We start from the raw sequence: 15,380 nt of genomic DNA on the forward strand, positions 1-15,380 counted from the left end.
AAATGACGAAACTAGAAATGCTGAAAATACTAAAAATACTGTTTATTGAAGACGATACTATTGAGGTCATAAAATTCAATAGGGTCTTAAAAACATCAGGATTAAATCATGTCATTATTGAAGCCGAAAATGGTGAAGATGCGCTACATATTTTAAAGGAAAAAGAAATAATTCCTGATATCATAGTTTTAGATCTAAATATGCCCAAACTCAATGGAAAAGAATTTCTAAGAATTTTAAAAAGCGATGATACGTTAAAGTATATCCCCGCTATAATTCTTACTACTTCAAACAACAATAAAGATATTTTAGAATGTTATAAGATTGGAATTGCCGGATATATTCTCAAACCACTAAAGTATGAAGATTATGTTGACAGAATAAAAAAATTACTGGCATATTGGACTACTAATGAAATCATAGCTCAATAATTATGTACGGAATTGTAAATAAAGCTATAGAAGACCTAGTAAAGACTAATTTCGGGGAAGAGAAATGGGACTTAATAAGAGAGAAAAGTGGCATCGAACATGATTTCTTTATTAGCGATGAAGCTTATGATGATGATGTTACTTTTAAACTTGCAACTGCGGTTTCTGAAGAAATGAACATGACCATACCGGAAGTCTTAATTGCATTTGGAGAATGGTGGGTGATCAAAACGACCAAAGATAAATATAGTGGATTGATGGAATCAGGTGGATCTACTTTGCAAGATTTTTTAAAAAACCTACCTTCATTTCATAATCGAGTGATGTTAATTTATCCGAAATTAACACCACCTGAATTTAAAGTGACCGATATACAAGAGAATAGCTTGCAGTTGCATTACTTCTCCAAAAGAGAAGGTCTACAGGAGTTTGTACGTGGACTCATTCAAGGTTTAAGCATCATGTTTGCAACAAAGACTACTATTGAATTGCTAAAAACACGCTATAAAGGAGATACACATGAGATTTTCAAGATAAGTTGGTAAGAATATGAAAGCGCAAAACTTTAATTTAAGCAACGATACTTTCAACAAGATTTTTCCATTTTACTTCTTTATTGATGAAAATTTATCAATAGTAAGTTTTGGAAGAAGTTTGATTAAATTACTACCAGACCTCAAGGTAGGTGTACATTTTTCATCAATTTTCAAATTTAATAGACCACACCTTGATGAAATTTCCATTACTAATTTCAACGAACTTAAAGATCAATTAGTTATCATCGAATCAAATGCTAGCAATTCGATTTCTTTGCGAGGACAATTTGAAATTTACCAACAAGGCTTTCTTTTTATTGGTTCTCCTTGGTTTAACAGTATGGATGACGTAATCGAAAAGAAGTTAATTTTGAACGATTTTGCAATTCACGATCCTCTGATTGATTTGATTCATGTCATGAACAATTTAAAAAACTCACGCAATGAATTGAAAGAATTACTGACTACCATAAATCACCAAAAAAATGAATTAAAAAATGCAAATAAAGAAATTCACGACTTAGCCTTATTTACTACTCAAAATCCTGATCCGCTAATACGAATTGATTTTGAAGGAAACCTACTAAATACAAATCCTGCCGCTAAAAAAATCGCTACAATATTTTATGAAGAAAAGCCATATCCAATTGAAGAGTTTTTTAAACATATCATTCAGAAAGTAGATACAACTACTAATTTGTGGAATTTTAAAGTTCAAAGCAACGGCAAATGCTACTCGTTTGATTGCATAAGCTTATTTGAAGAGGGTTACATCAACATTTATGGTAGGGATATCACCAATGATAGAAAAAACCAAGAAGAAATCAGAAAACTTTCTCTCGTAGCTAGTGCAAATAAAAATGGTGTCGTTTTATTGGACTTAAACGGAGAAATATTCTGGTGCAACGAAGCGTATCAAGAGATTGAAGAACTAGATTTTGAAGACATAATAGGGAAAAACATCTTAGATTTTGGTTCGTGTAAGACCACCGATAAATCGGAGAGAGAAAAAGTGTTAAAGGGATTCCGAAATGGTTATTTATTCGAAGGTGAAAAAAATAGTATTGCCAGAAACGGAAACCTTTTTTGGTACAAAACATCCAAACAACCCATAAGAGACAAAGACGGAAACGTACTGCAGTATTTTGCAATCATAGAGGACATAACTCTCGAAAAACAAAATGAAGAACAGCTGCATTTACTTTCTGCAATCGTAAAAAATAACACCGATGCAATTATAATTACAAATGCGGTAGGAGAAACAGAATGGGTAAACGATAGTTTCATAGAACTAACCGGCTATAGCGCTAAAGAGATTTTGGGTAAAAGACCAGGACATCTCTTACAAGGAATTGAGAGTGACCCCGAAACGATTTCCATGATGAAAAGTCAAATTGATAAAGGGTTGCCATTTAGTTGTGAAATTGTCAATTACACAAAAACCAAAGAAAAATACTGGGCTCGTATTCACGGACAGGTTTTGCATAATAAGCACGGCGAAGTAATTAAATATTTTGCAACACAAGAGAACATAACCTATGAGAAAGAATTCAATCAGCAATTAGTCGAGTCTGAAAACCGATTGAAAACGTTGATCACAAATATGCAATCAGGCATTTTGTTAGAAGATGATAACAGAAAGATAGTTTTGGTAAATCATGCTTTTTGTCAGCTTTTTCATATCGAAGCAGAACCACATCAAATGATTGGAATTGATTGCAATTTAATGGCAGAAAACACCAAAAACTACTTCAAAAATCCCGAAGAGTTTTGTGCCAGAATTGACAAAATTCTCCAGCAAAAGAAATTAGTGATTACAGAAGAAGTTAATTTGGCCGACGGAAGAGTTTTTGAAAGAAGTTATATTCCGCTGTTCAAAGAAAAAAAATACAATGGTCATCTTTGGAGTTATGACGACATTACCTTAAAGAAAAATTACAAGGAAAGCTTAGAGGCCGAAAGAACTAAATATAGCAATATAATTGCAAACATGCAGATGGGGCTGGTTGAGGTTGATAACTATGATAAAATTATTTTTGCCAATCAGGCCTTTGTTGATATGAGCGGATTTTCAATAATTGAACTCATTGGACAAAAAGCAACTGATTTGCTTGTCAGTAAAAAGAATGATCATATCATTAAAGATAAAATACAGTTAAGAAAAGCTAACATCTCCGACTCTTATGAGATACAGGTAAAGATTAAAAATGGCGAAGAACGAAATTGGTTAATTAGCGCCGCTCCAAATCGCAACTTAAATGGAAAAATAAAAGGTTCTGTTGGTATTCATTTTGATATTACTGAGCAAAAAAAACTGGAAAAGGAAAAGGAAAAACTACTCTATAAATTAGCAAAGCAAAACGAATATCTAAACGAATATGCGCATGTTGTTTCTCATGATTTAAAATCACCACTTAGAAGCATTCATTCGCTTCTTTCATGGATTCAAGAAGATAATGACAAAGAATTTAATGTACAAACGCAAGAATACCTAAAACAAATTGGAGAAAAAGTTGAAAAAATGGATAGCCTAATTCATGGAATTTTGATGTATTCTAAAGTTGAATCCCAAAAGAGAAACTTTGAAAATGTCGATTTGAATGAAATTGTACAAAATGCAATTGATACTATTCACATACCTGAGAACATTACAGTCAGTATAAAAAACACATTGCCAAAAATGGAAATTGATAGTTTCATTATGTATCAATTATTTCAAAATTTAATTAGTAATGCTGTTAACTATAATGACAAACAAGATGGTATTGTAGAAATTGATTCGACCGAATCTCAAAAGCACTATACATTCTCTGTTAAGGACAACGGAATTGGGATAGATATAAAATATCAAACCAAAATATTTGAAATATTTGAATCTTACTCAAAAAACACGCAATCTACAGGCATTGGCTTAGCAATAGTAAAAAAAATTGTCGATAAGTGTGAAGGGGAAATATGGCTTGAAAGCGAGGTTGGAGTTGGAACTACATTTTATGTTGAACTACCGAAGCAATATGGAAGAACCAAATATTAAGTACATCTTAAAACTTTCAGGAAATGACGAAAGTGTTAGACTAAAACTTATCAATGTCTTGAAATATGAACTACCTTTAGAAATTGAAGCGTATTATGCAACTATTAATCAAAATCAATTGCAACAAGCAGTATTTCATGTACATAAGATAAAGCATAAAATGGCAATTTTGGGACTTGAAAACAGTTACTCAAGTGCAGAGATTTATGAAAATCAGTTATCTGAGAACAGGGTGGAATTGCAATCAAAATTTGAAAACACCTTAACATTAATGTTAAATTTTGTAAATAGTTTATGAAAACAAAAAGTATGACTTGTATCATAGTTGATGATGAAATGATGGCGAGCACCATTATAGAGCAGTATGTTACCTCGCTAACCAAAATTAAAGTAGTGGGAGTTTTTCCGAATGCCATCTCAGCAATAAAATATCTAAACGACCACGAGGTAGATGTCGTTTTTCTTGATATTCATATGCCAGATTTCAATGGGTTTGACTTTCTTAAGACAATCAAGAACCATCCTAAAATTATTTTGGTAACATCGGATAAAGACTATGCGTTCGTAGCATTTGAATTTGATTCTGTTATTGATTATCTTGTAAAGCCTATTACTGAAGAACGATTTAAAAAAGCAATGTTAAAACTAAAGAATCGCTCTCTTAGTAAAGAATTAGCTCAAACTTTAAAAAAAGAAGTAAATACCGCTGAGGAAACTAATGATTTTTATATAAGCATCGGAAATCGCTTAATTAAGATCGATTTTTCTCAAATATTGTACATAAAAGCACAAGGCGATTATGTTGAGATAAAGACCGAATCAAATTCATATACAGTACATAGCGCATTAAAGAAACTGGAAAGTAAGCTTCCCGAGAATATATTTATGAGGATTCATCGTTCTTACATTATCAACACAAATAAAATTGTTGATATTGAAAATAATAGTGTATTAATAGGTCGTGAAATTATTCCTGTAAGTCGCACAAACAAAATTGAATTAATCAACCGCCTTAATTTACTGTAGTACGATACTATTTTACTCAAAAAATGCAAACTCACTTAAGCCTTTCATCTTTTGAAAGGTTTTTTTTATTTCATAATTATTTCATATGAATTATAAACCAAATAAAAATCGAAAATAAAATACATTATAACATAAATAAAAAGCAATTCAACTACATTTTTAAGCAATCTATCGAAAAGTTAATTGTGACTGAAATTCTATTTGTAATTTAGTACTTCATTATTAGAATACTTAACAATTTTAAACAAAAATTTAAAATTATATGTGTAATTTGGTGACTGGTTTATAAATGTATTTAAAAAATTGAAACATAAGTTAAAAACCTCGAAATAACCCCAAATTTACCAGTTTAATCCGCGCCAAGCCCCCGCTAGCGCGGATTTTTTTTGTAACATAATGGTGCAAAGTCAAAATTTGTGGTTAATAACAAAATATAATGACAAACCACTTAACATTTTATTTGCATAATTAGTTTTGTTATACAACCTTTTTAATTACCTGCTTGCTATAATCTACCAAAACAAAATTATGCTAATAAACTACAAACGCCCTTTTAGCGAACTAAATACCCAAGCATTCGCTAAAAAGCCTATTCCAACGGCGGCAAAACCCCAACCTGAAACATCTCTGTATCTAAAAGCGCCTAAACCAATTAGAAGTAGGCCCATTACAATCATTAACAAAGTAGCCCATCCTAAAATAGTATTTTTATTCATTCCCATAATTGTGGTATTTTATGTTTTATCCGGATTCCGAAGTCTCGGAACGGGAGTACAAATATCGTTATTTTTTGAACAAATTATAGTTAATCTTGATACAAAATAACTGCACTTCTAGGCGGTATAGTTATTAATTTTGATGCTACAGATTCTATTCCATTTTCGTTGATTATTTCGCCATTACAAACTAAATTCCAAGTCCCCTCTAATTGTTGCGTTACTGGTTTTGAATCGCCATTAAAATACACTCTGATGTTTTTCCAAGTATCGCCATTGGCATTATCTTTAAGGGTGTATCCCACTAATAAAGGAGATTCTAAATCTAAAAATTTTAAATGCTCTTGAATCATTTGCTCCGTTGGCATTTTAAAAGCGGGGTGGTTTTTCCTGAGTTGAATTAATTTTTTATAATAAGTAACCAATGGACTATTTTCATGTTTCCAATTCCAATTGATTTTATTAATACTGTCTGGTGCGTTATAGGAATTCTCTACGCCATATTTAGTGCGTTTCATTTCTTCGCCCATGTGCAAAAACGGAATGCTTTGAGCCGTAAAAACAATGGTGTTTGCCAATCTATCCATTTCAATTAATTCTTTTTCAGTAGCAAGTGGATTTGCAATTTTTAGCTTATCATACAAAGTATTGTTATCGTGACAAGAAACATAACCTATAACGGAAGTGGGTGAATCTGAATACGGAAATTGAGCATAATCTCGTTTTTTATCATACTTAATTTGCGGATGATGGGTAGAGGCTACAATGCCAAAATGAATGACTTCTTTCAAATTAGGATTGCCGCTCACAAATCCTTTTTCGGTAACTCTATACCAATGTCCTTTTACACCATCTCGTATATCATCAGAAAAAACGGCTATTTGATTCAGTTCTTTAACACTACTTTTTAGCGCTCTTTTTTCCATTGGCAATGGCGAATCCCCAGCGGTCCAACCTTCTCCATATAGAAAAATGGTTGGATCTATTTGATGTAATTCTTTTGAAATTAAGTTCATAGTTTCTATATCATGAACCGCCATTAAATCGAAACGGAAGCCATCAATATGGTATTCATTAACCCAATATTTAACCGATTCTAGCATAAATTGGCGCGCCATTATTCGTTCTGAAGCAAATTCATTTCCACAAGAAGTAGCGTCCGATCGTTTTCCGTTGGGCCAACTTCTGTAATAATAGCCTGGGATTAGTTCATCGAAAATAGCGGTAGAACTGGTGTGATTATAAACAACATCCATGACTAGCCGAATTCCGTTTTGATGAAGCGATTGTACCATTTGTTTAAATTCTTGAATTCGCACTAAGCCATCATGAGCGTTTGTAGCATAAGAACCTTCTAGTGCATTAAAATTTTGAGGTTCGTATCCCCAATTGTATTGTTTTTGGTTTGCAATAGATTCATCAACCGATTTATAATCAAAAAAAGGAAGCAAATGCAAATGCGTAATTCCCATTTCTTTGAGGTGAGACAAGCCAGTAGCTTGTTCAAAATCATTTGCAGTATTGGTTTCTGTCAATGCAAGAAATTTACCTTTGTTCTTAATTCCCGAAGTAGTATCAATAGAGATATCTCGAACATGGGCTTCATAAATAACAATATCCGAAAAAGAGTTTAATATTGGTTTTTTATCTGTAGCCCATAGTGATGGATTGGTCTTAACGGCATCAAAAATAAGTCCACGATTACCATTAACCCCTACTCCTTTAGCATAAGGATCAGGCATTTCCTTAGACCATACTCCATTATTTTTAACTTGTAACGTGTAATAGGTATTGTGATAATCTCCATTCAAAACGATTTGCCACACTCCTGTTTTGGCATCGTATAACAAATTGTCAATGGCAATTAATTTATTTCCGTCTCCATGTTTATAAAGATTAATCTTAGCCTCTTCTACATTAGGACTCCATAGCTTTATAGTTGTTTTTTCAGGAGTATACGTCACTCCTAAATCGCCTTGTAAATAAACGGGGTAATCCTCAAATGATTTGTATTTTATTGAATTGGTTTTCGTTTGTTGTGCTAAAACAGCATGGGTTAAAAGAAAAAAACATACTATCATTACTTTATGCTGCGCTAAATAAGACATGAATTTTGATTTTATAAATGAACTGACCTAACTATTCAGAAGCATTAGAACAACTTTAATGCTTCTGCAGTATTACATCGTTCTCAAAAATACAATATTTAGCCGATAGAAAATAGGATTTAATCTTTTTATCAATATTTATGCTTTAGAATTTTAAATCAGATAAGGATAAATCACAATGATGAAAAAAAAACATTCTGTTTGAAAACAAAACCGTTAGCACAAAAAGTAGTCAACAAATTAAAAGCCCTTTGAATCATTTGTAATATTTTTTTTTATAAGTTAGCTATATCAAAAAAAATCTGACTGGCATCAGACCAATCTACCCAAAATTAAGGTGATAGGTTTGATTTGATTAGTGACAATTTATGAAATAGGTTGACAAAAATAATTTTGAAAATATTCAAACGGAGAACGCTGAAAACCGAATAGAGTCAGCAAATTAAAAAAAGAGGGAATGAATAAATTTATGATAGATATCCTTTTACAAGGGATAGACAATGAAACAAGGTTGAAATTATTACCAAGAGAACAAGAAATAATAAAGGATTGGGAAGACGACGGTACACTTTTGGCTTCCTATATTAAAAGTGACACTGCCGGAATTTATTTGGTGTTACTAGCTAATGACAAATCAGACGCAGATAAAAAACTGTCAACTCTACCATACTACCCATATATGAAAATTGAAATAATGACATTGAGGTAATCATTTAGAAATTGAACAAGAAAAAAACCATGGCATAATACGGGTATAGAAAAATGGTGGTTCAGTGCCGGTTGATCGTTTTGTGCTCCGAAACCCGCCCGAACGCAAAGCCCAAAACCTTACGAAATAGATCATTGTAGCGGAAAAGCGGAAAACAGACAAACTAAAATAAAATAATTATGCTTACTGATATCAATCCTAAATTACCAATGCGTGACAAAGCAATAACAAAGAATTACTACTTAAACAATTTAAGTTTTAAAGAACTTGGAGATTATGATGAGTATTTAATAGTTGGCAAAGACAATATAGAATTACATTTTTTTATGTTTAAGGAACTCGATCCAAAAGAAAACTATGGTGGTGTTTATATCAGAACTGATGCTATTGACAACCTTTACCAATCATTGCTTGACAGTAAAACAAGTATTCATCCGAATGGAAATTTAGCAATCAAACCTTGGGGACAAAAAGAGTTTGCTTTACTTGACCCAGACAATAATTTGCTGACTTTTGGACAAAGCATTTAAATAACAATAAACTTTAAACGGAATAAAAACAATGAAAGAAATATTTAATTCCATTCCAGAGATGGCACTAACCGCAAAAATTAACCATATCCAATTTCAAAACTGACAACTAAACATGCATCCTAAAACAGCTATACTCAATACCAGACTTGATAAAATTATATTTTTTTTATCCACTTTACTTCTGTCTTTGCAATGTCAGGGACAAACAATTGAAACCAGAAACAATTCATCATCACTAAATACAATTACGAATATGCAGTTTGATACAAATAACAATTTTAAAACAATTATTGGAAGTCTTTCAGGAAAAACGATCAAACTTCCTTATGTAAACAAAGATCCAATGCCATCTGTGGCCGCTTCAGGATTTGTTCTTAATGGCGAGCCATTCGCAGGCATAAAAATTACCAACGCTCCGGGACTTCCTGACTCAAGAAGTTACAAAAAGAAATTTGCTTTACTTATCCCCTTTACCAATACGGTTATGGAGCATGAACTCTGGAGTATAATTTTTAATAATGAGAATGAAGGAGAATTAAACGGAGTGGGCATCCATACTGTAAATGTTGAGATACCCAAACCTCATGTAAATAATGAAGCTGAGTTAATTCAATTCAAAGAGCAATTTATTAACGGACTAAATAAGGCTGTTGTTCAAGCAAACTTTGCCCAACCTGAATATCTGATTATGGGTATGAGTCTGGAGCATATCCTTTATGGTCTAAAAGATGTTCAGTCAGTTATGAATGATATTGAAGTGAAGTATCCCTATTCCTGGGCTACTTGGCAAGATGCTGCAGATGCTGCATTAAAAAAATACAAGGCCAAGCGAATTGCCATTATTACCCCCTTTATAAAGGAGGGAAATAACAATGCAATTAAAATGTTTGAAGATCTTGGTTATGAAGTAGTAGCAAGTTTTGGATTTGCCTGTCCAAATCTAGTAGATATTGCTCATATTCCTGACTCAGCAAAAGAGGAAGTAATATTAAAATATCTCGCTACCCATGAAAACCAAATTGATGCTATTGTACAATGTGGCACCAATATGAGTATGATTAATGTTTCTGAAAAATTAGAACCTCAAATAGGAATACCAATTATTGGTATTAACGCCGCTCTTTTATGGTATGCATTAAGAGAAAACGGATTTAGCAATCCTTTAAAAAAATCAGGCAGATTACTAAGGGAATTTTGAGGTTTAACGTAAAATAAACAAAATCCCGGCTAACGCTTGAATCCTTTCGCGCGCTAGCTAAGGGAAAACAACCTTTGAATTAGGATAAAAAAAGGTAATCACTTCATACTAATTAAAAACAATAAAAAAAGCAATAGCATACGATGCGATACTATTTTATAATTTTAACAATACTAGCAATTATGAGCTTAGAAAAATGCGCCACAATTGATGATTCAATGACACTTAATATCCCTAAAAAAGGATTTGAAGTAGTGCAACAAGTACCTGCAAAAACTATAGGGAGAGACCAAAACGCTTTGTATTTAACACCAAGAAAAATAAGAAAAGATGAGTTTAATTCGACTACACTCAATGATTTTATAGATAAAATGTACACGGTTATGATCAAAAATTCTGGGGTTGGTATTGCTGCAAATCAATTGGGTAAACGATTACAAATTTTTATTATTGAAGCGAAAGATGATAATCCTAGATATAACGTTTTGGGACAGGTTGAAAAACAACTATTTATCAATCCGATAATTACCAAAGTATCTACAGAGAAGAAGAATTTTTGGCATGGATGCCTCAGTGCTAAGGATGAAAAAAGAGGGAATGTAGCAACGTATGAATGGATTGAATATCAATGCCAAAACCAAAAAGGCGAAGTTAAAAAAGGCAGATTAGATGGTTTTGCAGCAGTCATTTTTCAGCACGAATTTAAACACCTAATGAATGGAACCTATATGGATGTTGCTAAGCAATTTTTATCCAAAACCGAATTGGATAAAAAAATAGCCTCTGGGGAATTGCCATTTTTTGAGAAAGCGTCTGATACTTTACCTTTATTAATTAATGGATATACTATTGGTAAAACACTCCATGATTATCACTCTAAATAACTGATGCTACTGCTGTTTTTATCGCAGTATCCGTTTTAATTTATTCTTTCAAAAGGAGGTAGCAGCATACTTCTGTACATCTTTTTTATAATTGCTATATATCTTTTAGGTAATTCTTGTACATCTTTTTATACCTTTGTCAGGTATGTAATACTATATAACCTAGGTAAATAAAAAAACATGGCTGTATCTTTTAAATTAGTTCCCAAACAAAACAATTTGGTTGCTCCGCCAGAAGTGAAATATTATCCTTGTGCCGTTAGTAAAGGTGAAGCCGATTTAGACAATCTGGCAGATGTTGTTTCCTCTCGTTCCTCGATGAGTCGTGCCGATTGTTATGGTGTAATTATAGGCTTAACAGAGGCTATTGGGGAAGCATTAGCTGATGGTAAAATTGTTAGAATTGATGCTTTAGGCACTTTTCAAATTACGATTCAGGGAACAGCCGCCGACAGCCCTGAGGAACTTGGAAAATCTACCATTAAGGGAACAAAAATTGTTTACAGACCTTCTAAGAAAATGAAAAAACGGTTAGAAAATATTAATTTTAAGAGGTTGAGATAAAAGTTAATTAAAAATGCCTAACAACATTTCTTTATACAAATCATGAAGCGGTAATGCGTTAGCACCAACGCCTTTACTTTTTATGTCAACATTTCGCAAGGACGCTACAATTTGACTTACTTTTTTCATTGGATAATTTTTAAGTGCTACATCATAATCTTTTAAGAAGAAAGGACTTACGCCAAGAACTTTAGCTACATTATTAGGATTTTTATCTTTTAATCCGTGATACTTTAATAGCTGAACATAAAAACTAAAAACCAGTCCAACTACCATTACTATATTATTTTCTTTGGGGTTTTCAGCAAAATAGTTTACAATTTTATAGCTTTTCAGTTGATTGCGTTCGCCGAGTGATTTTCTCAATTCAAAAACATTAAAGTCTTTACTAAAACCAATATTTTCCTCAATATGTTTGGGAGTAATCATACTCCCTTTGGGCAAAATGATTTGTAACTTCTCTAATTCGTTATTTATTTTACTTAAATCCGTTCCTAAAAACTCTACTAACATAGCAGATGCTTTAGGTTCGATGGTGTAATTTTTACCTTGCAGGACACGCTTAATCCACTCTCCGACTTGGTTTTCGTATAATTTTTTACTTTCGTAAACCAAACCTGATTTAGCCAACTCCTTTGTTACTTTTTTACGTTTGTCTAGTGTTTTATATTTATAACAAAAAACCAAAACTGTTGAATCCATTGGATTTTCGGCATAACTCTCTAGTTTATCTATAGTTTTGTTTAAATCTTGTGCTTCTTTAACAATGACTACCTGACGCTCTGCCATCATAGGATAACGTTTGGCAGTAGATATGATATCTTCTATAGTTACATCTCGACCGTACAAAACCGTTTGGTTGAAACTTTTCTCCTCTTCGGTTAGTACATGCTCTTCGATATAATCAGACAATTTATCAATATAATAAGGCTCTTCGCCCATTAAAAAATAGATAGGTTTTATATTTCCGGCCTTGATATCGTTTACAATTTTTACAACTTCATCCATTTTGTCTATTCTCTTTTATCTATTCTCTAAAAGTCTTACTTTTGCCACATGCAACCACTCAATTTTTCATCCTATAACTTTCGTTTCAAAAATAGTGAAAATAAAGTCGCTATTTTTGATGAAATCAGGAAAAAATTTATCATCCTCACTCCAGAAGAATGGGTGCGTCAACATGTTGTACAGTTCTTATTACAGGAAAAAAAATATCCAAAATCACATATAAATGTCGAGAAACTGCTTAAAATTAATGATTTAAAGAAACGATATGATGTTGTCGTTTTTAATGCTGACGGTAGCATACGCATTTTAATAGAATGTAAAGCACCTGAAATTAAAATTGCTCAAAATACTTTTGATCAAATTGCAAGATACAATTTGACTTTAAGGGCTGAATTTTTAATGGTAACCAACGGACATAATCATTACTTTTGCCAAATGGATTTTGAAAATGAAAAGTATCATTTTATGAAGGAGCTTCCTCATTTCGAAACTAATACTACTAAATTTTAAATTTGAAAATAGCTGTCGTTATACTCAATTGGAACGGTTCTAAACTTTTAGAACAGTTTTTGCCTTCTGTACTAAAATATTCTCCTGAAGCAACTATTTATGTTGCTGATAATGCTTCTTCTGATGATTCGATGGCTGTTGTAAAAACTAAATTTTCAACGGTTCAAATTATAGAAAACAAAGAAAATCTAGGCTTTGCTGGTGGTTATAATGAAGCCTTAAAACATGTTGAAGCGGATATTTATGCATTAGTCAATTCTGATATTGAAGTGACTGAAAATTGGTTGCAACCAATATTGGAAACGTTTAGTAACGAACCTTCAACAGCTATTATTCAGCCTAAAATTTTAGATTATAAAAACAAAGACTATTTTGAATATGCAGGTGCAGCCGGCGGTTTTATTGATAAATATGGCTTTCCCTTTTGCCAAGGTCGTATTTTTGAAACCCTAGAAAAAGATACCCAACAATACAATGATGATTGTGACATTTTTTGGGCTTCGGGAGCTTGCTTTTTTATTAGAAGTTCGGTTTTTAAAACGCTAAAGGGTTTTGATACTGACTTTTTTGCGCATCAGGAAGAAATTGATTTGTGTTGGCGGGCTTATAATAAAGGCTATACCATTAAATACAATTTTAAATCAGTAGTGTATCATGTGGGCGGAGCTACTTTGCAAAAAGGAAATCCTAAAAAAACTTTTTTAAATTTTAGAAATTCGTTGTTAATGCTTACCAAAAACCTTCCTAAATCATCCTTATACAGTACTTTGTTTATTAGGATGGTTTTAGACGGAATTGCCGCAATAAAATTTATCAGTCAGGGAAACTTTTCGCATGGGTTTTCAGTTTTAAAGGCGCATTATTCTTTTTATTGTCTTTTTTCTAAAAACTATAAAAAAAGAGATGCTTTTCAAAAACAATCATACTATAAAACAAAAAGTATCGTTTTTACCTATTATGTTAAAAGTGGCACCATTTTTGAAAAACTATTTTAACAATACATTAATTCTATTAGGATTGGTAAAAATTTATTTTAACAGTAACTTTGCACAATAATTAAAACCCTTATTTATGAAAAGAATCATTTTAGCTCTATCATTAGTTGCCTTGCTAACAACTTCATGTGGAACAAAAAAGAAAATTGCAGCCTTAGAGAGCAAAAACAAAGAGATTCAGGATATGTTGAATTCTTGTACTGTAAAATTAAATACGTGTTTGACAGAGAAAGAAGCTATGTCAAGTCAAATGGAATTTTTAAAGAAAAACAATTCCGATTTGATTAACAATATGGGGAATATGACCACTCTATCTGCTAAAGGGGCTCAAAATATTGAGAAAGCTTTAGAAACCATTAAGGAAAAAGACTTGAAAATTTCAAGAATGCAGGATGCTCTTACTAAAAAAGATAGTGTAACATTAGCTTTAGTAACCAGTATAAAAAGTTCTGTAGGGGTTTCTGACCCAGATATTGAAGTAAACGTAGAAAAAGGGGTTGTATTTATTTCAATTGCTGATAAACTATTGTTTAAAAGCGGTAGCTATAATGTAAGTGATAAAGCAAAAAGTGTATTAGCCAAAGTAGCTAAAATTATCAATGACAAACCTACTTTTGAATGTATGGTTGAAGGTCACACAGATAATGTTCCATATATAGGAAATGGCGTTTTACTTGACAACTGGGATTTAAGTGTGAAGCGTTCTACAGCTATTGTTAGAGTGCTTACAAAAGATTTAGGGGTAAAACCATCTCAATTGATTGCAGCAGGAAGAAGCGAATTTATTCCTTTAGTTCAGAACAATACTGCTGAAAACAGAGGTGTAAATAGAAGAACTAGAATTGTAATTCTTCCTAAAATTGATGAGTTTTATGAAATGATTGAAAAAGAAATGAAGAAACAACAATAATTGAAAGTGCTCAGTGACCAGTGTTCAGTGTTCAGTGGGTTTAGAAATATGAAAACGTCTTGAGAAATCAGGACGTTTTTTTTGATAATAAAATAAACTACCTCGGGGGCAGAGCCCTATAGGTATTAGAAAAACGATACTGTACAAAAAAAGTGTGTAAAGTTAAAAATTTGTAATTTTAAATTACTAACGATAAACTTACAGACTAATGAACTTTA

Annotated in this window: 16 protein-coding genes; 13 read left to right on the top strand and 3 right to left on the bottom strand. The window is 32.2% G+C overall.

Going from position 1 to position 15,380, the window contains the following annotated elements; all coding sequences use genetic code 11:
- The first annotated feature begins 17 nt into the window (after nucleotides 1-17).
- Genes ACFQ0S_RS03020 through ACFQ0S_RS03040 form a run of 5 tightly spaced genes read left to right on the top strand, consistent with a single transcriptional unit; the run spans nucleotide 18 to nucleotide 5,027 of the window.
- On the top strand, nucleotides 18-431 hold the full coding sequence (locus ACFQ0S_RS03020; protein ID WP_379753785.1) for a response regulator: 414 nt from the start codon (nucleotides 18-20) through the stop codon (nucleotides 429-431).
- A gap of 2 nt (nucleotides 432-433) precedes the next feature.
- Entirely contained in the window at nucleotides 434-976 is a 543-nt protein-coding gene (locus ACFQ0S_RS03025; RefSeq protein ID WP_379753739.1) for a heme NO-binding domain-containing protein, read from the top strand.
- Between the two features lie 4 nt (nucleotides 977-980).
- Complete coding sequence (locus tag ACFQ0S_RS03030) at nucleotides 981-4,001, top strand: PAS domain S-box protein (RefSeq protein WP_379753742.1); 3,021 nt, start codon at nucleotides 981-983, stop codon at nucleotides 3,999-4,001.
- Complete coding sequence (locus ACFQ0S_RS03035) at nucleotides 3,982-4,299, top strand: Hpt domain-containing protein (protein ID WP_379753745.1); 318 nt, start codon at nucleotides 3,982-3,984, stop codon at nucleotides 4,297-4,299. The genes ACFQ0S_RS03030 and ACFQ0S_RS03035 overlap by 20 nt, the downstream gene beginning before the upstream one ends.
- An 11-nt stretch (nucleotides 4,300-4,310) precedes the next feature.
- A complete protein-coding gene (locus tag ACFQ0S_RS03040) occupies nucleotides 4,311-5,027 on the top strand; it encodes a LytR/AlgR family response regulator transcription factor (protein WP_379819046.1) in 717 nt (238 codons plus the stop codon).
- A gap of 539 nt (nucleotides 5,028-5,566) precedes the next feature.
- On the opposite strand, the gene ACFQ0S_RS03045 is transcribed toward ACFQ0S_RS03040, so the two are convergent.
- Together ACFQ0S_RS03045 and pulA are read right to left on the bottom strand one after the other, a co-directional pair.
- Complete coding sequence (locus tag ACFQ0S_RS03045) at nucleotides 5,567-5,749, bottom strand: CAL67264 family membrane protein (protein ID WP_379753751.1); 183 nt, start codon at nucleotides 5,747-5,749, stop codon at nucleotides 5,567-5,569.
- A gap of 83 nt (nucleotides 5,750-5,832) precedes the next feature.
- Nucleotides 5,833-7,851: a type I pullulanase gene (pulA, locus tag ACFQ0S_RS03050; RefSeq protein WP_379753754.1), complete on the bottom strand. Its 2,019-nt coding sequence runs from the start codon at nucleotides 7,849-7,851 to the stop codon at nucleotides 5,833-5,835.
- Between the two features lie 457 nt (nucleotides 7,852-8,308).
- Between pulA and ACFQ0S_RS03055 the strand changes: the two genes are divergently transcribed.
- From ACFQ0S_RS03055 to ACFQ0S_RS03075, 5 genes are all read left to right on the top strand, one after another.
- Complete coding sequence (locus ACFQ0S_RS03055; RefSeq protein ID WP_379753758.1) at nucleotides 8,309-8,560, top strand: muconolactone Delta-isomerase family protein; 252 nt, start codon at nucleotides 8,309-8,311, stop codon at nucleotides 8,558-8,560.
- Nucleotides 8,561-8,739: 179 nt separating this feature from the next.
- The gene (locus ACFQ0S_RS03060) at nucleotides 8,740-9,090 is read left to right on the top strand and encodes a bleomycin resistance protein (protein WP_379753761.1); all 351 of its coding nucleotides are present in this window, start codon (nucleotides 8,740-8,742) and stop codon (nucleotides 9,088-9,090) included.
- A gap of 115 nt (nucleotides 9,091-9,205) precedes the next feature.
- Entirely contained in the window at nucleotides 9,206-10,291 is a 1,086-nt protein-coding gene (locus ACFQ0S_RS03065; RefSeq protein ID WP_379753764.1) for an aspartate racemase/maleate isomerase family protein, read from the top strand.
- Between the two features lie 182 nt (nucleotides 10,292-10,473).
- Nucleotides 10,474-11,175 carry a peptide deformylase gene (locus tag ACFQ0S_RS03070; protein ID WP_379753766.1) on the top strand — a complete coding sequence of 234 codons (702 nt, stop codon included), beginning with the start codon at nucleotides 10,474-10,476 and terminating at the stop codon, nucleotides 11,173-11,175.
- A gap of 180 nt (nucleotides 11,176-11,355) precedes the next feature.
- Nucleotides 11,356-11,739, top strand: coding sequence for an HU family DNA-binding protein (locus ACFQ0S_RS03075; protein WP_379753769.1), 384 nt, complete (start codon nucleotides 11,356-11,358; stop codon nucleotides 11,737-11,739).
- A gap of 3 nt (nucleotides 11,740-11,742) precedes the next feature.
- Here the strand turns inward: ACFQ0S_RS03075 and holA are convergent, their stop codons facing one another.
- Complete coding sequence (gene holA, locus ACFQ0S_RS03080; protein WP_379753772.1) at nucleotides 11,743-12,747, bottom strand: DNA polymerase III subunit delta; 1,005 nt, start codon at nucleotides 12,745-12,747, stop codon at nucleotides 11,743-11,745.
- A 48-nt stretch (nucleotides 12,748-12,795) separates the two neighbouring features.
- Here holA and ACFQ0S_RS03085 point away from each other — a divergent pair, with 48 nt between their 5' ends.
- From ACFQ0S_RS03085 to ACFQ0S_RS03095, 3 genes are all read left to right on the top strand, one after another.
- Nucleotides 12,796-13,257, top strand: coding sequence for a type I restriction enzyme HsdR N-terminal domain-containing protein (locus ACFQ0S_RS03085; protein ID WP_379753775.1), 462 nt, complete (start codon nucleotides 12,796-12,798; stop codon nucleotides 13,255-13,257).
- A 2-nt stretch (nucleotides 13,258-13,259) separates the two neighbouring features.
- Nucleotides 13,260-14,252, top strand: a complete 993-nt coding sequence (locus ACFQ0S_RS03090) for a glycosyltransferase family 2 protein (RefSeq protein WP_379753778.1) — start codon at nucleotides 13,260-13,262, stop codon at nucleotides 14,250-14,252.
- Nucleotides 14,253-14,328: 76 nt separating this feature from the next.
- A complete protein-coding gene (locus ACFQ0S_RS03095) occupies nucleotides 14,329-15,162 on the top strand; it encodes an OmpA/MotB family protein (RefSeq protein WP_379753780.1) in 834 nt (277 codons plus the stop codon).
- Nucleotides 15,163-15,380 lie beyond the last annotated feature (218 nt).

The sequence above is a fragment of the Flavobacterium myungsuense genome (assembly GCF_042677265.1).
Taxonomy (GTDB): domain Bacteria; phylum Bacteroidota; class Bacteroidia; order Flavobacteriales; family Flavobacteriaceae; genus Flavobacterium; species Flavobacterium myungsuense.